The sequence below is a fragment of the uncultured Limnohabitans sp. genome (assembly GCF_937889215.1).
Taxonomy (GTDB): domain Bacteria; phylum Pseudomonadota; class Gammaproteobacteria; order Burkholderiales; family Burkholderiaceae_C; genus Limnohabitans_A.
The window spans coordinates 1-17,816 of sequence record NZ_CALBEX010000493.1 but is presented as its reverse complement, the minus strand read 5'-3'; the positions used below and the strand labels follow the sequence as shown (position 1 = coordinate 17,816).

General features: G+C 61.2%; 21 protein-coding genes. 8 read left to right on the top strand and 13 right to left on the bottom strand.

All coding sequences use genetic code 11. The features are described 5' to 3' along the window. Nucleotides 1–107 precede the first annotated feature (107 nt). Nucleotides 108–590 carry a glutathione peroxidase gene (locus Q0341_RS12540; protein ID WP_299513872.1) on the top strand — a complete coding sequence of 161 codons (483 nt, stop codon included), beginning with the start codon at nucleotides 108–110 and terminating at the stop codon, nucleotides 588–590. Here the strand turns inward: Q0341_RS12540 and Q0341_RS12535 are convergent, their stop codons facing one another. The 5 genes from Q0341_RS12535 to Q0341_RS12515 form a co-directional block, all read right to left on the bottom strand. Next, nucleotides 591–1,061 carry an EVE domain-containing protein gene (locus Q0341_RS12535; protein ID WP_299513869.1) on the bottom strand — a complete coding sequence of 157 codons (471 nt, stop codon included), beginning with the start codon at nucleotides 1,059–1,061 and terminating at the stop codon, nucleotides 591–593. It lies immediately after the preceding gene. After that, nucleotides 1,058–1,519: an effector binding domain-containing protein gene (locus Q0341_RS12530; protein ID WP_299513867.1), complete on the bottom strand. Its 462-nt coding sequence runs from the start codon at nucleotides 1,517–1,519 to the stop codon at nucleotides 1,058–1,060. Before Q0341_RS12530 ends, Q0341_RS12535 begins: the two co-directional genes overlap by 4 nt. A 13-nt stretch (nucleotides 1,520–1,532) precedes the next feature. Beyond that, nucleotides 1,533–2,237, bottom strand: a complete 705-nt coding sequence (locus tag Q0341_RS12525; protein ID WP_299513864.1) for a YafY family protein — start codon at nucleotides 2,235–2,237, stop codon at nucleotides 1,533–1,535. Nucleotides 2,238–2,276: 39 nt separating this feature from the next. After that, the gene (locus tag Q0341_RS12520; RefSeq protein WP_299513862.1) at nucleotides 2,277–2,654 is read right to left on the bottom strand and encodes a VOC family protein; all 378 of its coding nucleotides are present in this window, start codon (nucleotides 2,652–2,654) and stop codon (nucleotides 2,277–2,279) included. Between the two features lie 167 nt (nucleotides 2,655–2,821). Beyond that, on the bottom strand, nucleotides 2,822–3,160 hold the full coding sequence (locus Q0341_RS12515) for a hypothetical protein (protein WP_299513860.1): 339 nt from the start codon (nucleotides 3,158–3,160) through the stop codon (nucleotides 2,822–2,824). A gap of 250 nt (nucleotides 3,161–3,410) precedes the next feature. Between Q0341_RS12515 and Q0341_RS12510 the strand changes: the two genes are divergently transcribed. The 5 genes from Q0341_RS12510 (at nucleotide 3,411) to Q0341_RS12490 (ending at nucleotide 7,710) form a co-directional block, all read left to right on the top strand. After that, complete coding sequence (locus Q0341_RS12510) at nucleotides 3,411–4,580, top strand: ATP-binding protein (protein WP_299513858.1); 1,170 nt, start codon at nucleotides 3,411–3,413, stop codon at nucleotides 4,578–4,580. Between the two features lie 107 nt (nucleotides 4,581–4,687). Further along, on the top strand, nucleotides 4,688–5,251 hold the full coding sequence (locus tag Q0341_RS12505; protein ID WP_299513855.1) for an isochorismatase family protein: 564 nt from the start codon (nucleotides 4,688–4,690) through the stop codon (nucleotides 5,249–5,251). Nucleotides 5,252–5,271: 20 nt separating this feature from the next. Next, complete coding sequence (locus Q0341_RS12500) at nucleotides 5,272–5,517, top strand: DUF1272 domain-containing protein (protein WP_299513853.1); 246 nt, start codon at nucleotides 5,272–5,274, stop codon at nucleotides 5,515–5,517. A 49-nt stretch (nucleotides 5,518–5,566) separates the two neighbouring features. Further along, on the top strand, nucleotides 5,567–6,508 hold the full coding sequence (locus Q0341_RS12495; RefSeq protein WP_299513850.1) for a helix-turn-helix domain-containing protein: 942 nt from the start codon (nucleotides 5,567–5,569) through the stop codon (nucleotides 6,506–6,508). A gap of 50 nt (nucleotides 6,509–6,558) precedes the next feature. After that, nucleotides 6,559–7,710 (top strand): ATP-binding protein, encoded by a 1,152-nt coding sequence (locus tag Q0341_RS12490; protein ID WP_299513847.1) that lies wholly within the window; start codon nucleotides 6,559–6,561, stop codon nucleotides 7,708–7,710. Nucleotides 7,711–7,808: 98 nt separating this feature from the next. Here Q0341_RS12490 and Q0341_RS12485 read toward each other — a convergent pair whose 3' ends face one another. From Q0341_RS12485 to Q0341_RS12450, 8 genes are all read right to left on the bottom strand, one after another. Then, nucleotides 7,809–8,276: an NUDIX domain-containing protein gene (locus Q0341_RS12485; protein WP_299513844.1), complete on the bottom strand. Its 468-nt coding sequence runs from the start codon at nucleotides 8,274–8,276 to the stop codon at nucleotides 7,809–7,811. After that, a complete protein-coding gene (locus Q0341_RS12480; RefSeq protein ID WP_299513842.1) occupies nucleotides 8,273–8,617 on the bottom strand; it encodes an XRE family transcriptional regulator in 345 nt (114 codons plus the stop codon). Before Q0341_RS12480 ends, Q0341_RS12485 begins: the two co-directional genes overlap by 4 nt. Nucleotides 8,618–8,676: 59 nt before the next feature. Continuing rightward, the gene (gene glcF, locus Q0341_RS12475; protein WP_299513840.1) at nucleotides 8,677–9,918 is read right to left on the bottom strand and encodes a glycolate oxidase subunit GlcF; all 1,242 of its coding nucleotides are present in this window, start codon (nucleotides 9,916–9,918) and stop codon (nucleotides 8,677–8,679) included. Nucleotides 9,919–9,929: 11 nt separating this feature from the next. Next, on the bottom strand, nucleotides 9,930–11,075 hold the full coding sequence (gene glcE / locus Q0341_RS12470) for a glycolate oxidase subunit GlcE (protein ID WP_299513837.1): 1,146 nt from the start codon (nucleotides 11,073–11,075) through the stop codon (nucleotides 9,930–9,932). Between the two features lie 77 nt (nucleotides 11,076–11,152). After that, entirely contained in the window at nucleotides 11,153–12,127 is a 975-nt protein-coding gene (locus tag Q0341_RS12465; protein WP_299513834.1) for an SMP-30/gluconolactonase/LRE family protein, read from the bottom strand. 162 nt (nucleotides 12,128–12,289) lie between these two features. Next, a complete protein-coding gene (gene amt / locus Q0341_RS12460) occupies nucleotides 12,290–13,693 on the bottom strand; it encodes an ammonium transporter (protein WP_299513831.1) in 1,404 nt (467 codons plus the stop codon). 22 nt (nucleotides 13,694–13,715) lie between these two features. After that, nucleotides 13,716–14,054, bottom strand: a complete 339-nt coding sequence (gene glnK, locus Q0341_RS12455) for a P-II family nitrogen regulator (RefSeq protein WP_299513828.1) — start codon at nucleotides 14,052–14,054, stop codon at nucleotides 13,716–13,718. 33 nt (nucleotides 14,055–14,087) lie between these two features. Beyond that, nucleotides 14,088–14,789 (bottom strand): TorF family putative porin, encoded by a 702-nt coding sequence (locus Q0341_RS12450; protein WP_299513825.1) that lies wholly within the window; start codon nucleotides 14,787–14,789, stop codon nucleotides 14,088–14,090. Between the two features lie 194 nt (nucleotides 14,790–14,983). Here Q0341_RS12450 and Q0341_RS12445 point away from each other — a divergent pair, with 194 nt between their 5' ends. Then, on the top strand, nucleotides 14,984–16,516 hold the full coding sequence (locus tag Q0341_RS12445) for a YifB family Mg chelatase-like AAA ATPase (RefSeq protein ID WP_299513822.1): 1,533 nt from the start codon (nucleotides 14,984–14,986) through the stop codon (nucleotides 16,514–16,516). A 41-nt stretch (nucleotides 16,517–16,557) separates the two neighbouring features. Beyond that, a complete protein-coding gene (locus Q0341_RS12440) occupies nucleotides 16,558–17,775 on the top strand; it encodes an MFS transporter (protein WP_299513819.1) in 1,218 nt (405 codons plus the stop codon). The last annotated feature ends 41 nt before the right edge of the window (nucleotides 17,776–17,816 follow it).

Below are 17,816 nucleotides of genomic sequence, written 5' to 3'. Positions count from 1 at the left end.
GCTGTCCATCATCGGGCCTGGCCACAAGGCCAACTGAACCGCGCTGCCCACCCGGGGGCTGTCACTGGCATGATGTCCCTCTGTCCACACCCAACAAAACGAACCCCATGAGCCTCTACGACCTCGAAGCCCAAAGCATCGACAACCAAACCGTGCCCCTGTCGCGCTACAAGGGTCAGGTGATGCTGATCGTCAACACCGCCAGCGCCTGCGGCTTCACGCCCCAGTTCACCGGACTGGAAAAACTGCACAAAACCTACGCGGACCAAGGCTTGGCCTTGCTGGGCTTTCCCTGCAACCAGTTTGCCAGCCAAGACCCGGGCGATGACACGCAGATTGCCAGCTTCTGCCAAAAGAACTACGGCGTGAGCTTTCAGATGATGAGCAAGGTCAAAGTGAACGGCGACGAGGCACACCCGCTGTACCAATGGCTCACCGCAGAAGCACCAGGCCTCTTGGGCAGCAAGGCCATCAAATGGAACTTCACCAAGTTTTTGGTGGGGCGCGATGGGCGTGTGATCAAGCGCTATGCGCCGCAAGACTCGCCCGAGAAGATCGCCAAGGACATTGAGGCGGCGCTGGCGGCTTGATCAAAACAGCGCTGGCTGAACCGGCGAAACCTGTTGAGGCGCGTGGCCACACCCCATCTCCGCTGCGATTTTTCGGAAATCAGCCTCGCTGATCTTGAGCTGACCAAATCGAAACACCGCCCCCCAATGGGTTTTGTCGGTGATGAATTCCAACTGTGCAATCAAGGGCTTGATGGGAACCGGTTGCGCAAGCTGGTAGTCCACATCGATGCGCCAAGGCACAAAGCCTGACACGCCGTCGGGCGTCATGTCGTATTCATACACCTCCCCCGATCGGATGAACCCCAAGGCCGTGAACGCCTGCAAAGGCGCACCGTCGGGATATGACTCACGCGGCGAGTAATAAATCAGGCCATCGCCCGCCTTCATGCGATTGAGCGGCGCCTGCTTGCCGTGGTTCATCTGCGCAAATCCACCAGCAACTCCGCGCAGCACATGCGAGCGGCTGACCACACCGATCCAGTAGTTCATGATGGCCGCACACCGATGAAAATTTCTTTCAGCCCATCAGGTGGATAAGACTCAAAGTCTGTGCTGTAGGTCCGTTGGTGCGGGCACAAAGGGTCGGCAAAGTAGCGCCAAACACGTGTCCAGGCATCCACCACTGCTTGGGGCATGGCCCCAGGCGCGTCAAACACCAAATGCGGCCCGGGGGCGATGTCAATTCGGGTGAGCGCGAGTGAATCACCTGCGGCGGGGGGCAAGGCATCGGAGCCCGCCAGCACATCAAAGGCCCCCTGGGTATCCGACTCATAGCCGTGATAAACGCCATACACCCGTGCGCCCTTCGCCAGATTTGGCGCGATCTGCGCGGCAAAGTCGGACCACAGTTGGCCTATTCGCGCCGTATCGGCCTGCATCTCTTCGGCGTTTCGGGTGCGCACCGACAGGCCCCACACAGCCCGCGTTTCGATCTCTGCGATTTTCATGAAAACGTCCTCTTCATCGACCCTCGGCCAACGCCTGCGGGTCCACGCCTTGTTGGCGCAAATAGTCGATCAGGCGTTGCCCCTCGACCAAGTGAAAGGTCTGCGACAAGACTGTAATGGACTGTATGCGGTCGAGTCGGAAACTGCGAAAGTCCTGACGCATTTCGCACCAAGCCACCAGTGTCCAGACCGCGCCCCAGAAAAAACTGCCCAAGGGCCACACCGTGCGCTCGCTGGTGCGGGCTTGTGCATCGTTGTAAACCAGCGCCAACTTGTGCAGCCCCTGTGTGGCTTCGCGCCACAGCTGCAAGTGCGGTTGTTGCTCAGCGGTCAAGCCCCAAGGCGGCGAATACACCGGCGTGTGCTGCGCCGCATGGCGCTGGCCTGCGGGTAAGACACTGAGCACCCGCGACAAAGCCGATTCGCTCGCTCGGGCCAGCGCCGGGTCCAGCCACTGCTGCGCCACCCGCGTCATCACCACCAAGGCCTGCGCCTCTTGCGGGGTGAAGATCAGCGGCGGCAGATCAAAGCCATCACCCAGCCGGTAGCCCACCCCCGCCTCGCCCTCGATGGGCACGCCTTGGTATTGCAGGTCGGACACATCGCGGTATACCGTGCGCTCGGACACTTCCAAGCGTTGCGCCAGCCAACGGGCTGTGGTCAGGCGGCGGCCCCGGATGAGTTGAACAATCTGGAATAGACGGTCAGCGCGGCGCATGGGATGTGCAGTTCTGGTGGACGGGTAAAACGCTGATTTTCAAGCGTAAGCGTGCAAGCCCACCCGATTGCCATCCACATCGCGCATGTGCGCCATGAAACCCAGGCCCTCGGGCAAGGCCATCTTGCCCATGAGCACCTGCCCACCGGCATCCTCCACACGCTGCAAAGCCGAATCGAGCGATGCCCCCGCATGCAAATACACCAACGCCCCACAAGCACCCACCTGCAAAGCCGGGTGTCCCGACATCAGCGCGCCCTTGGTCGCATCGCCCTCCCCCGCAAACACCGCCATCTGCATGCCCGGCCCGGCAAAGCTTTCACGTTGCATGGTGGTTTGCAGCACCGCTTCGTAAAACGCTTGCGCACGCGGCACATCGCTGACCGGAATCTCAAACCAATCGATCACTTTTTGCATTTGTCTTTTCCCTGAATGTGCTCAGACCGTCTGTGCACTGGGGAGGACTTTGCCTGAGGGGTACTGACAACGGGGTGTCAGCAGCGTGCAGAAGTAGTCATCAAGCGTTCATAAGCCCAACAATCAAACACCCATTGAGCAAAGTGCTCAAGTGCGACCCTCTTGATTCAGCCCCACCAAGTCAGCCCCACCAACCAAACCAACATCGCCACGCCACACCACACCAACACCCGCGTACGCAGGCGCAGCATTTCCACGGCACTGACCAAGCGGGCATTTTGTTCGGCCAAGTCGGCCAGGGTTTCGGTGAGTTCGCGCTGAGTCTGTGCTTGGCGGTCGATCTGGCCTTGCGCAGCAATCAAAGCGTTTTTGAGTTCAGCCAAGCTGGGCACCGCACTGACCGGGGTCGTTGTGACGGGGGTGCCTGCTTGGTCGGGCGGCTGAGGGGCTTGGCGGTCCATCAGCTTGCGTGCGGCTTTGAGCACCGAAGGCGCGTGCTCGATCACATCGCCTCAGGGAATCACTTTGAGCGCCATCAACCAAGGTATCGCCATCGTCTTGTCCTTTGTTTGCGCTTTGCAAGCACGGTCTGCCATCTCAGCGTTCAATCCTACCCGGGTGGGCATTTTGGCGTGCTCGGGCGCGGGCCTTGCCGGATGGGGGACAAGGACTTATGAGGCTGGCAATCCAGGTCGGCGATCCAGGATTTATCCATTAAAAATTGAAATACTAACGCCACACGTTAAAATTTCAAGGATGATTGACCGTCAAACCCTCACCACACTGTCTAAGCGCCTGCACGAAGCCCCGGCGGTGGTGCTGCTCGGACCGCGTCAGGTGGGCAAAACCACCTTGGCGCTCACGCTGGCCGACACCTGGCCAGCTGGCTCAACTTACCTCGATCTGGAACGTCCGGCAGACCGTTTGCGGCTGCAAGACGCCGACGCATTTTTGCGCGCCCAAGGCGGCAAGTTGGTCATCCTCGATGAAATCCACCGCATGCCGGGCCTGTTTGAAGTCCTGCGCGGCATCATCGACGAGCGCCGCCGTGCAGGCCAGCGCTTTGGCCATTTCTTGCTGCTGGGATCAGCCTCGCTGGACTTGATGCAGCAAAGCAGTGAAACGCTGGCCGGGCGTGTGGCCTATCTGGAGATTGGCCCTGTTCACGGGCTCGAATGGCCCGCCGCCGATCTGGAAACGCTGTGGCTGCGCGGCGGTTTTCCAGACAGCTTGCTGGCCGCCAGCGATGCGGCCAGCCTGCGCTGGCGCGAAGACTTTGTGCGCAGCTACCTGCAACGCGACGTGCCCATGTTTGCGCCACGCCTGCCAGCCGAAACCGTGGGCCGTCTGTGGACCATGTTGGCGCACCAGCAAGGCGCTCTGCTGCAACAAAGCCGTTTGGCCAGTGGCTTGGGCGTGAGCAGCCCGGCAGTAGAGCGCTACATCGACTTGCTGGTAGACCTGCAACTGGTGCGCCGCCTGCGGCCCTGGAGCGGCAATGTGGGCAAACGCCTGGTCAAAGCGCCCAAGGTCTATGTGCGCGACAGCGGGCTGGTGCACGCTTTGCTGGGCTTAGGCAGCTTGCATGACCTGGCAGGTCACCCTGTGTGCGGCCCAAGTTTTGAGGGCTTTTGCATCGACAACCTAATGGCCGCCGCCCACCCGCAATGCACGGCTTACAGCTACCGCACCCATACGGGTGCCGAGATCGACCTGCTGATTGAGCGTGCCGGTCAGCCGTGGATGGCCATCGAAATCAAACGATCCACCGCGCCCACACTGAGCAAAGGCTTCGACATCGCCTGCGCAGACCTGAACATCGACCAGCGCTATGTGGTTTATCCCGGCACCGAACGCTTTCCGATGCGTTACGGCACACACGCGATTGGCTTGGTGGAGTTGATGCAGGTGCTACGCGAGGCTTGATCGGCAAGGCTGTCCTTTTTCGTCCCCTTCTGGTCTTGCCCAGCCCTGTGCAACGCCCGGTCTGATTCGCACAATGACGACATGTTCAACGCCTGAGCCAGCGCACCATGACCCGCCTCACCAAGCCACCCAAATCCGCTCTGCTCATCATCGATGTGCAGCCATCTTTTTTGCACATGCCTTATTGGTCGTCTGGCCATGAAGCGCCATTTCAGCAAGCGCTCCTGAAGCTGGAAGCAGGTTGTCGCGCAGCGGATGTACCGGTGGTACACATTTTTCACATCGACGACGATGCGCCTTTTCGTGCCGACTCGGGCCTGATCCGTGCCATGGACTGGCTGCCAGGCGAGCCTGCCGCACGCTTTGACAAGCATGTGCACAACGCCTTCACCGACACCGGGCTCGACAACTGGCTGCGCAGTCAAGGCGTGCAGCGCCTCATCATCAGCGGTATACGCACCGAGCAGTGCTGCGAGACCACGGCCCGTGTGGGCTCGGACATGGGTTATGCGGTGGACTTTGTGTCCGAGGCCACACTCACTTTCCCGATGACGCACAAAGGCAGTGGTCAGACTTTCAGCGCCCAAGACATCACCACGCGCACCGAGTTGGTCTTGGCTGACCGCTTTGCGCGCATCCTGAACATGGATACTTGTCTGTCCAGCCTTTGAATAGCCCACCAGGAAACCCCATGCTCCAACTGCGCCCCAACTGCGAATGCTGCAACCGCGACCTGCCGCCTGAGACGCTGGAAGCGCGGATTTGCTCTTTTGAATGCACCTTTTGCGCCGAGTGCACCGACAACCATTTGCAGGGCATCTGCCCCAACTGCAGTGGCGAACTGGTACGTCGCCCAGTGCGCCCAGCGGCCAAGCTGTTGAACAACCCGGCTTCGACCGAACGGGTGTTCAAATCGCAAGGCTGCGCGTGCGAATGACTTGCCGCCAAAAACCAGGCATGCCATTCAAGCTGCTGAAGCGCTGGCCATGGAAAACTTGAGTCTGTCGGTTTATCTGGTTGTCACGCCAGGCGTCCTGCTGCTCGACTACGCCGGCCCGGCCGAGGCGCTGCGCATGGCACGCGACATGGGCGCACCGCTGACATTGCACACCTGCGGGCCGCTGGCTCATGTACCCACATCGCTGGGCACCCAACTGGCCGGGCTGACACCCCTGCCCACCCAGCTGCCGCCCAACAGCCTGGTCCTGATCACTGGCAACAGCCATGAGCGCGAAGACTACGCCACCCCCGCCGCTCAACAAGTGGTGCGCTGGTTGCAATCAGCACCGCAAGCAGACACGCGTTTGGCCAGCATTTGCTCGGGTGCTTTGCTGCTGGCCATGGCAGGCCAACTCGACGGCCTGCGCTGCACCACCCACCACAGCCTGATCGCCGACCTGCAGACCCTGGCCCCCACCGCACAGGTGCAAGCCGACCAGATTTTTGTGGATGCCGGGCGAGTGCTGACCAGCGCGGGCATCACCACAGGCATTGATTTGGCGCTCTACATGGTCGAACAAGTGGCCGGCGCTGCACTGGCCGCCCAAGTGGCACGCAGGCTGGTGATGTACACCCGACGGGGTCCGAATGATCCGCTACTGTCACCCTGGCTGGCGCACCGCAACCACATGCACCCGGCCGTGCACCGCGCGCAAGATGGCCTTGCACACGGCCTGAGCCAAGACCCGGCCCGCCGCTGGTCATTGGCCGAACTGGCCGGGGTGGCCTGCGTGAGCCCCCGGCATTTGTCGCGTCTGTTCATGCAACACACGGGCATCAGCGTGCTGGACTACCAGCAGCAACTGCGCATGGCGCGTGCGCAAGAGTTGATGGCGCACAACCCGTCACTGACCCAGGAACAACTGGCCGAGGCCTGCGGCTTTGGCTCTGCGCGGGATTTCAGGCGAGTTTGGGCCAGATGCTTGTAGAAAGTCGATTTATCCTTGTATTTTGAATATGGCATATTTAAAATACAAGGATGTTCAAACGCATCGCCCAAAGCACACTGGCCTCACACCTCACATGGAGCCCAGCTGTTGCCATTTTGGGACCGCGCCAGATTGGCAAAACCACCTTGGCCCGTGCTCTGCTGGACACCCATCCAAATGCCATTTATCTGGACCTGGAATCCCCACAAGATCAGGCACGCCTGGGCGAGGGCCCGCTGTTTCTGCAAGCCCAAGCAGACCGGCTGGTGATCCTGGACGAGGTTCAAAATGCACCGCAGTTGTTTTCGGTGTTGCGCGGTGAAATCGACCGCATCCGTCGCCCCGGGCGCTTCGTCTTGCTGGGCTCGGCTTCGTTTGAATTGCTGCGCCAATCCCAATCCTTGGCCGGACGGCTGAGTCTGATTGACATGTTCCCGCTCCTCGTCAAAGAAGTCGGCTCGGACCTCAGTACCGTGCAGGACTTGTGGGTGCGCGGCGGCTTTCCGCCCAGCTACACCGCCGTCGATTCACACGCCTCTTGGGCCTGGCGTGATGCGTTCATCCGCCACCTGCTGCACACCGATTTGCCAGCTCTGGGCTTGCGCGTGGACGCCGAAAGTCTGCGCCGTTTTTGGCGCATGCTGGCGCATGTGCATGGCCAGTTGTTCAATGCATCGGCCATTGCCAACTCATTGGACGTGAGCGCACCGACAGTCACGCGCTGGCTCGATCACATGGTGGGTGCCTTGCTGGTCAGAAAACTCGAGCCCTATCACGCCAACCTGGGCAAGCGTTTGGTCAAGTCACCCAAGGTCTATGTCCGTGACAGCGGTCTACTGCACAGCCTTCTGGGCTTGAGCAATCCGGACGACCTGCAAGGTCACCCCATGACAGGTGCGTCCTGGGAAGGCTTTGTCATTGACCAGATTGCCGCCCACATGCCCACTGGGGCCAGCCTGTCGTTTTACAGAACAGCGGCGGGCGCCGAACTGGATGTGGTGGTGGAAACCGGGCAGCGAAAAATCGGTTTCGAAATCAAGTTCAGCATTGCGCCCAAGCTCACCAAAGGGTTCTGGCTATCCCTGCAAGACGTGCAACCCGAAAAAACCTACATCGTCGCCCCCGTGCAGCAGCGCTGGCCTTTTGCGGAAGGGGTTGAGGTGATTTCTGTGGGCGATATCGCAGGGGTTCTAGCGGGTTGAAGGGGTAACAAATGAAACGCACGCAGTCGGTGCACTTCAATGGACTGGTAGGCTTGCGAAATTGTGCGTTCGCAATCACAGGGAGGCCTCTTTAACGCTCAAAGGTGCTGCACAAAGTGGTGTGGCAATGTCATTGTGGCCAGGCCATCTCGTACCACTTGGGGTCGCATGTCCACAAGGTGCAACTGCTGGATCTCAAACCACTTGAACTCAAGCTGCCTGTTGGTCTCTACGCCTTTGTGCGTCATGCGCTTGTCGTTGTAACTTTCGTCAGCGGTTAGCCCGGCGTAAAAATACAAACCAATTTCATGGTGACTTGCTTGGTGGTGACGGAAGAAGTTTTCTCCGACACAAGCGAGGTGGCCACACTCAATGCTTGTACCAAGCTCCTCTTCAAACTCCCGGCAAAGCGCTGCTTGTGCTGACTCACCCACATTCACCCGACCACCGGGCAATGTCCAAAAAGCATCACCTAAGACCCGATGCAACAAAAGCTGGCCTGCATCCATCACGATCGCCGCAACACGGTATTGGAAACGATGGGATCCCTCTTGAAATGAAATCACAGGGCTTGCACCGGTTTGCGCGACAAGCGCTTGCTGCGCTGGCGCACGGCTTCAATGTCTTGCTCCAGCGCATTCAGGTCTTGTGCAGGTGCCGCCATCTCAGGCAAGTCAGCATGCCGGCCCATGAGCCAGAGGGCCGTGGCGTAGACGCCCATGCCGACCGAAGGGTCGCCCTTTTCCATGCGGATGAGCGTGGGCACCGAGACCGACAGGCGAGTGGCCCAGGTACGCTGGCTTTCTTTGCGGCGCTGGCGGGCGAGCGCTAAATTTTCGCCCAGGTCTTTTAGGGCACGGGCAACCGCAGCAGGCAGAATTTCTGTGGCGTGAGCAGGCTTCGGCATGAAACAAAATTTACCATGAAATCAAATCATGTTAATTTTGTTTTACCTCACAAGGCCCTTCACCCGACCAGCAGCGCCCCATCCACCAACTCCACCCAATGCCGCACGGGCAGACCGCTACCGCTTTGCAGGTGGGTGATGCAGCCGATGTTGGCGCTGATCACGCCTTGCGGTTGCAGCGCGTTCAGGTGGCCCAGCTTGCGATCGCGCAGTTGCTTGGACAAGTCGGGGTTGAGCACGCTGTAAGTGCCCGCCGAGCCGCAGCACAGGTGCGATTCATTGGCCGTGACCTTGATCTTGAAGCCCAGATCGCCCAGATGCTTTTCTACGCCGCCTTTGAGCTGCTGGCCGTGTTGCAGCGTGCAAGGCGGGTGGTAGGCCTGTAGGCCTGCGGCTTGCAGCGCCTCAGGTTTGAGCTTGTCTTTGAGCAGCGGCACCAGCTCGGGCAGCAGCTCGCTCAGGTCGCGGGTCAGCGCGCCGATGCGGGCGGCTTTGTCGGCGTACTGCGGATCGTCTTTCAGCACATGGCCGTAGTCCTTGACCATGACGCCGCAGCCGGAGGCGTTCATGACGATGGCTTCGACTTCGCCGCTTTCGACCAGCGGCCACCACGCGTCGATGTTGGCGCGCATGTGGTCTTTGCCACCGCCCTGGTCGTTCAGGTGGAACTTGAGCGCGCCACAGCAACCGGCCTTGGGGGCGGTCACGGTTTGGATGCCTGCGGCGTCGAGCACGCGGGCGGTGGCGGTGTTGATGTTGGGGCTCATGCTCGGCTGCACGCAACCGGCCAGCATCAGCACCTTGCGGGCATGCGTGCGGGTGGGCCAGGCACCGGCGTCTTGCGGCGCGGGGACTTTGGCTTTCAGGCTGCCCGGCAGCAGGCCGCGCACCAGTTGGCCCATCTTCATGGCGGGGGCAAACAGGGGCGACGGCAGGCCTTCTTTGAGCGCCCAGCGCAGCAACTTTTCGCCTGTGGGGCGCTCGACTTTGGCGTCCACCAGCTTGCGGCCGATGTCCACCAAGTGGCCGTATTGCACGCCGCTCGGGCAAGTGCTTTCGCAATTGCGGCAGGTCAGGCAACGGTCCAAGTGCATCTGGGTTTTGCGGGTGGGCGTTTCGCCCTCCAGCACCTGCTTCATCAGGTAAATGCGGCCACGCGGACCGTCGAGCTCGTCGCCCAGCAGTTGGTAAGTGGGGCAAGTGGCCGTACAAAAGCCGCAGTGCACGCACTTGCGCAAGATGGCTTCGGCCTCAATGCCATCGGAGGTGTTTTGGTATTCGGGGGCGAGATTGGTTTGCATGAAAAGTCGCCTCAGAGGGGGTGCATTCGACCGGTGGCGAACACGCCTTTCGGGTCAAACTGTTTTTGCAGTTGTTGCTGGATGCGGTCTTGCACGGTATCCAGCGGGGTGTTCACACCGACGACTTTGTCCAGCTCGACATGCGTGGCGCTGGCACGGAACAGCGTGGCATGGCCGCCCAACGATTGCGCCAACTCGCGCAGCGGCACCGCCGCCGTGGCCGGCGCCCAAAGCCAACGCTGCGCACCTTGCCATTCAATGTAGGTGGCGTAGGGCAAATCCAAAACCGGCGCGGTTTGCGGCACCGACAGGCGCCACAGGCAAGCTTCGGGGTTGGGGGCATCAAAGAACTCCAGCGACTGCTCGGCGCTGGCGCGCCAATCTTGAGCGGCTTCGAGGTTGTCCATGGCTTGTACTTGAGCGCCCAAAGCCACGGCATCGGCAGCCATCTTGCCGGTGGCCGACTGCACCGCCGCCACCGCACCGCGCAGGCGCACAAACAAATAGTCCGCCGCAGGCTGGGCGGTGGTATCGCGCACCCAAGCACTGGCATTCAAGGGCAGGGGCTGGCCGCCCCAACGGTGCAGCAAGTCGAGTGCATAGCCTTGGGCCAGGCCCGCGATCATCAGAGTCGCTTCGGCCGGGGCCACGGGCAAGACTTTCAGGCTGACTTCGGTGATCAGGCCCAGCGTGCCCCAACTGCCTGCCATCAATCGGCTCACGTCGTAGCCGGCCACGTTTTTCATGACCTGGCCGCCAAAGGTCAGGTGCTCGCCCAGACCGTTGATGAAGCGGGCCCCGAGCACGTAGTCGCGCACAGCGCCAGCGGTGGCGCGGGCGGGGCCGCTCAGACCCGCAGCAACCATGCCGCCCACAGTGGCGACCTCGCCAAAGTGCGGCGGCTCAAACGCCAAACACTGGCCTTTTTCGGCCAATGCAGCTTCCAGTTCGGCCAAAGGCGTGCCGCAGCGCACCGTGACGACCAGCTCACTGGGCTCGTAACTGACGATGCCCCGGTAAACCCGGGTGTCCAGCACCTCTCCCGTGAGGCTCTGGCCCCAAAAATCTTTGCTGCCGCCACCGCGCAAGCGCAAAGTGCGGCCATCCGCAGCGGCTTGGCGCACGGCATCGACGAGGGTGTTGAGTTGAGCTTCCATGGGTCAAGATGGTAACGCCCGGCCTTGAGGGACCGTGTGAATTTTTTGAACGGAAGTCTTGTTGTAAATTGAGCGGCTCAGGCCCGATAAGCATCCACCGGCAAACCCGCCACCTCTACCTGGGTCGCAAACACACACCCCGCCCCCGGGTACTGCGCCAGCTCTGGCGTGCCGCGACCTTGGCGCGATGTGGTGATGAACAGGGTTTTCAGGTCCGGCCCGCCAAAGCAGGGCATGGTGGGGCAAGGCACGGGCGTGATCATTTCGGCCAACACATCGCCGGAAGGCGACAAGCGCAGCAGGCGCTGGCCTTCGTATTGGGCAGACCAGTAGCAGCCTTCGCTGTCCACCGCCGCGCCATCGGGGCGGCCGCCATACGCGGTGTCACTGCCCCATGTCCAGCCTGCGGGTTTGGGGGCCATTTGGTGGAACACGCGAGCCGCTGACAGTTGGCCCGTCGCCGGCTCAAAATCAAAGGTGCGCACCTGGTGCGCGGCCGTGTCGGCCCAATAAGCCGTGCGGCCATCGGGTGACCAGGCCAGGCCATTGGCCGTCACCACACCGTCCTTCACGCCACCCAGCATGGTGTGCAGGCCTTGCCCGTCCAGCATGTACAGCGCGCCCAGCGCCTGGTCTTTGGGCTCGTACAGGCTGCCGGCCCAAAAGCGGCCTTGGGCGTCGCATTTGCCGTCGTTGAAGCGTTGCTTGCCCGTGTCATACGGCGCTGCTGCCAGCAGCTGCAAGGGGCCACCCCACCCGCTTGCCAGATAAATGCCATCGCGCAGGGCCATGACCAAGCCGCCACCTTGCACGGGCGCAATGCAACCCGGCTCTTGCGCCAAGGGCCAATAGTCGACCGACCCTTGGGCCTGCAGGCCCTGCACCGCCAAGCGGGCGATGCGCCGACCAGGGATGTCCACCCAATACAGGCGCTCCTCCTGCGGATGCCAAAAAGGCGATTCGCCCAAGCCATCGGGCTCGATGGTCAGGGCGGTCCAAGGAGGTGTCAACAAGGCAGGTGCGTGCATGCAATCCATTGTGCCCGAGGCCATGGCGTCCAGCGACGCATCAGCGGGCACGTACCCTGATCAAACCCCAGGTCCAACCGGCCAATACTTGGCCCGCCAAAGAAACAACCCGCAGGGCTTGCGCACTGCGGGTTGTGAATGGGTGGCTTGCGCCACCGCTTGCAATGAAAGTTACCGTGAAGGGGATCAGCCGTGGTATGCCGACTCGCCGTGTGAGGAGATGTCCAAGCCTTCGCGCTCGTCTTCTTCCGTGACACGCAGACCGACCAACATGTCCACAATTTTGTAAGCCACGTAAGCCACAACAGCAGACCAGACCATGGTGATGACCACGCCTTCGGCTTGGACAAACAACTGGCTCATCATGTTGTAGTCGTCGCCCTTGACGCCGCCGAGCGAACCGGCCGAGAACACACCGGTCAGCAAAGCACCGACGATACCGCCCACGCCGTGCACTCCAAACACATCCAAGGAATCGTCTGCGCCCAGCATCTTCTTCAGACCGGTCACACCCCACAGGCACAGGAAGCCTGAAACGAGGCCGATGACGATGGCACCCATGACGCCCACCGTACCGCAAGCGGGGGTGATGGCCACCAAGCCTGCCACAGCACCCGAAGCAGCGCCCAGCATGGAAGCTTTGCCTTTGGTCAGGGTTTCACCGACACACCAAGCCAATACCGCAGCCGCCGTGGCCATCAAGGTGTTGATGAACGCCAGGGTTGTGCCGCCGTTGGCTTCCAGGTTGGAGCCAGCGTTGAAACCAAACCAGCCCACCCACAGCAAAGAGGCGCCGACCATGGTCAAAGTCAGGCTGTGTGGGGCCATGGCTTCACGGCCGTAGCCAATGCGCTTGCCGATCACATAAGCGCCCACCAAACCGGCCATGGCTGCGTTGATGTGCACCACGGTACCGCCAGCGAAGTCCAAAGCACCTTTCGCAAACAGATAGCCACCACCACCCCAAACCATGTGCGCAATCGGCAGGTAGCTGAAGGTGAACCAGATGGTGCAGAACAACAGCACAGCTGAGAACTTGATGCGTTCGGCAAAAGAGCCGACGATCAGCGCACAAGTGATGCCCGCGAAGGTGCACTGGAAGGCAATGAAGATGAACTCGGGGATCATCACGCCGGGCGTGAAGGTCGCGGCCAATGAGTCGGGCGTGACGCCTTTCAGGAACAACTTGTCAAAGTTGCCGTAGATCAGGCCTTCGCCGCCAAACGCGAGGCTGTAACCATAAACGGCCCACAGCACCGAGATCAACGAAAACACCACCATGACCTGCATCAGCACCGACAGCATGTTCTTGCTGCGCACCAAACCGCCATAGAACAGCGCCAGACCGGGGATAACCATCATGATGACCAGCACCGTGGAAATCATCATCCAGGTGACGTCGCCCTTGTCGACCGTCTCTTTGACAGCGGGGGCAGCGGCTTCAGCGGCGGGCGCAGCCGCAGGTGCAGCTTCTGCAGCCTGCGCTACAGCGGCAGGGGCTTCAGCGGGTGTGGTGGTCTGAGCCAGCGCGAAGCTGCCCATGGCCCACAAACTCAGGCCCAAGGCCAATGATGCAAACAGTTTTTTCATTTTTGACTCTCTTTCTGATCCATCAAAGGGCTTCAGCGCCGGTTTCACCCGTGCGGATGCGAACCACTTGCTCTAGGTCGTACACAAAAACCTTGCCGTCGCCGATCTTGCCGGTGCGGGCACCGGTTTCGATGGCCTCGATCACGCGCTCGACCAAGTCGTCTGACACGGCGGCTTCGATCTTCACTTTGGGCAAGAAATCGACCACGTATTCCGCACCGCGGTACAGCTCAGTGTGGCCTTTTTGACGGCCAAAGCCTTTGACTTCGGTCACGGTGATGCCCTGCACGCCGATGCCCGAAAGTGCTTCACGCACTTCGTCCAGCTTGAAGGGTTTGATGATGGCGGTCACCAGTTTCATGTTGGCTCCTTGTGTTGATGTGTGAGGTTCAGATCACATGGCTTTGGACAAAGACAACACCACACGGTTGTCGTTGGCAAAACCGTAATCGGCTTTCTTGGTCGCGCCGACGTAGGCACCGCCCAAGCTGTAGCCTTCGCCCAAGTCATAAGACAGGCCAACGCTGTAGTCGCTGAAGTCAATTTTGGTTGCATCCTTGAAATTGGTCATGCCCATTGCGGCTTTGAATGTGAGGCCCGCGGTCAACTCGGTGGCGTAGCCAAGGTTCAGATAGCTGGCTTTGGAGCCATAGAAGAAATAGTCTTTGGAAACAGTTTGCGAATACTTGGCGCTGAAAGGCCCGTAACCCATGCCCAGATACACCTCGGTCGTTTTGCCCAAAGAATTGCCTGGGTATAAGTAAGCGATCACGCCGGCGTCGTAAGACAAACCTGGGCTCAACTCGCCCTTGTAACCACCATAGACATCCACCTCCATGGAATTGCCATCCAACCAGGCCACGCTTGAGTTCCAGTTGCCGACGTAAAAACCATTGCTCAAGGCGTAGTCAAAACCACCTTGCAGGGCCGGCTTGAAGGCTTTGGATTTGTCCGCCAAAGGGAGTTGGTCCTGATCCTGACCCCGGAACTTGTAATTGGAGGTCAACGAGATGTTGCTGGACAGCTGGGCGCTGGCCACAAAAGGCACGACGGCCAACAAAGACACCAACAATGTTTTTTGAGATACGAATTTCATGAAGAACTCCAAATTGAAGAAAGGACACACGGCATATGCAGGGAGCGTGCCAACTTGTTTTTTATGGCTTCACTCGGGGTTTTCCCCATGCGTTCTCCCTCTGTGCGTGCTTGAATGTGAGCACAACAGGTTCACCGCGTTCGGACTGCGCGGCAGAACACACAATGCGCACCAAAATGGGGCAAGGAGGAGGTATGAGTCTCAGTTTGGTGCACAGCCGCGCTTTGGTCGGCCTGCAAGCCCCAGCAGTCACCGTTGAGGTGCACATGGCCAACGGCCTACCCAGTTTCACCTTGGTGGGGCTGGCCGACGTCGAGGTCAAGGAAGCCCGCGAGCGCGTGCGCTCGGCCCTGCAAAACAGCGGGCTCGACTTTCCACACAACCAGCGCATCACCGTCAACCTGGCCCCAGCCGATTTGCCCAAAGACTCCGGACGCCTGGACTTGCCCATTGCACTGGGCATATTGGCAGCCAGTGGACAAATTGATGGGGCCAAGCTGGCAGGTCACGAATTTGCGGGTGAGCTGTCGCTGTCGGGCGAACTGCGGCCGGTGCGTGGCGCACTGGCCATGAGCCTGGTGCTGCGCCAGCAGCAAGTGCGCACGCGTTTGGTGTTGCCGCCAGGCAGTGCCGAAGAGGCGGCACTGGTGCCCGATACCGAGGTGTTTTGCGCACGCCATCTGCTCGATGTGGTGCAGCAATTTCTCCCGCCTTCCAACGACCCCCCGCCCGAACCCACCGACGGTTGGGCCCGCATGGCCCCAAGCACGCCATCGACGCCGCCGAGTTACGCCAACTTGGCCGACGTGAAAGGCCAAGCGGGCGTGAAGCGCGTGCTCGAGATTGCCGCCGCTGGCGGACATTCCCTCTTGATGGTGGGCCCACCCGGCTCAGGCAAGTCCATGTTGGCCCAGCGGTTTGCGGGTTTGCTACCGCCCATGTCCATTGAAGAAGCATTGGAGTCGGCTGCGATTGCCAGCCTGGCCGGGCGTTTTGATTTGGCACGCTGGGCGCAGCGCCCCACCGGCCAGCCCCACCACTCGGCCAGTGCAGTGGCCTTGGTGGGCGGCGGCTCGCCGCCCAGGCCGGGCGAAATTTCGCTGGCGCACCACGGCGTGCTTTTTTTGGACGAGTTGCCGGAATTTCCCCGCGCCGCCCTCGAAGCCCTGCGCGAGCCTCTGGAAACTGGCAGCATCACCATCGCACGGGCGGCGCGGCGTGCAGAATTTCCAGCCCGCTTTCAGCTGATCGCCGCCATGAACCCCTGCCCCTGCGGCTATTTGGGCAGCAGCACGCGGGCTTGTCGCTGCTCGCCCGAGCAGGTCAGCCGCTACCAGGGCAAACTCAGCGGGCCGCTGCTCGACCGGATCGACCTGCACATCGAAGTGCCCAGCCTGCCGGCGCAAGATCTGCTCAAGGCCGCGCCCGGTGAAAGCACCGAAGCCATCGCCGCCAGAACCCTGGCCGCCCGTGAACGCGCCCTGGCCCGCCAAGGCTGCGCCAACGCCGAGCTGCAAGGCCAGGCCATCGACACGCATTCGCGCTTGGACGACAACGCCGCCGCCTTGCTGCAAAAAGCCGCAGTCAAACTGGGCTGGAGCGGGCGCAGCATTCACCGCAGCCTCAAGGTGGCCCGCACCATCGCCGACCTCGCGGGCAGCGACGCCCTGGGTGCCGCGCATGTGGCCGAAGCGGTGCAGTACCGGCGGGTGCTGAAGGCGCACTGAGTCCGGTGCCGCGTTTGCCTTGGGCCACGGATAATGGCTCCATGCCCCTCGCCCGTCCCCACGTTTTGACAGCCCCGCAACTGGGGCCCTTCAGCTTTTGGCTGTCGGTGCCGCAGTTGATCACTTGGGGCAGTGTGTTTTACACCTTCTCTTTGCTGATGACGCCCTTGGAGGCCGAGTTGGGCATGGGCCGAGCCGAGTCCTCGCTCGCTTTCAGCATGGCGCTGCTGGCCGAGGGCTTGATGGCTTACCAAGTGGGGCGCTGGATCGATGCCGGGCATGAGCGCGCCGTCATGACCCTGGGTTCGGTGTGGATCGCGGTGGGCTTGCTGGGCCACAGCGCGGTGGATTCCAAAGCGGGGTTCTACGGTGCCTGGATTTGGCTGGGTCTGGGCTTGGCGGCCACGCTTTACACCCCTGCATTTGCGGTGGTCACTCGGCGTTTTCCGCAAGACTTTCGGCGCGCCATCATCACCATCACCTTTCTCGGTGGCCTGGCCAGCACGGTGTTCATCCCCTTGTTTGCCTGGTGGATGTCGCTATGGGGCTGGCGCATGGCGCTGTGGGGCTTGGCCGCGCTGCAACTGGGGGTGTGTGCGCCTTTGCACTGGTGGCTGCTGCAAGCTGCGCCACGGTCTGTGCCCCAAGCTGGCCAAGATGCCACACCCAGCGCCTCGGTGCGCGAACACCTGCGGCATGCGCCGTTTTGGCTGCTGGCCTTGTTCATGCTGATGATGATGGCGATCATGTCGGCCTTGCCGCCACACATGGTGGCGCTGTTGCAAGAGTCTGGCCTGTCACCGGCCTGGGTCATCGCGGTGCCCGCCGCCATTGGCATCATCCAGGTGCTGGGGCGCTTGCTGCTGTTTGTGTTCGAGCACGTCTGGGACGTGCACGCGGCCAACCGTTGGATCCCTGTCCTGATCCCGGCCTCTTTGGCGGTGCTGCTGCTGGGCGGCTTGCACCCGCTGGCGGCGCTGGTCTTCGTGGTGCTCTACGGCCTGGGCAACGGCATGAGCACCATCGTCAAAGGCACGGCCATGGCGCAATATGTGAGCCGCGCCCATGTGGGGCAGCTCAATGGCTTGCTGGGTTTGCCCATCGCGCTGGCGCGTGCGGCAGCGCCTTTGACACTGGGCCTGTTGTGGTCGCAAGAGCACGGCTACAGCCTAGCGCTGTGGTGGCTGCTGGCTGCCAGTTTGCTGGGCACCGGGGCGCTTTGGGCTGCGCAGCACTTCGCTTTGAAGCCCCGGCAATGAACCCTGCTCATTGAACCCTGCGCACTGGAGCTGCCACCCCC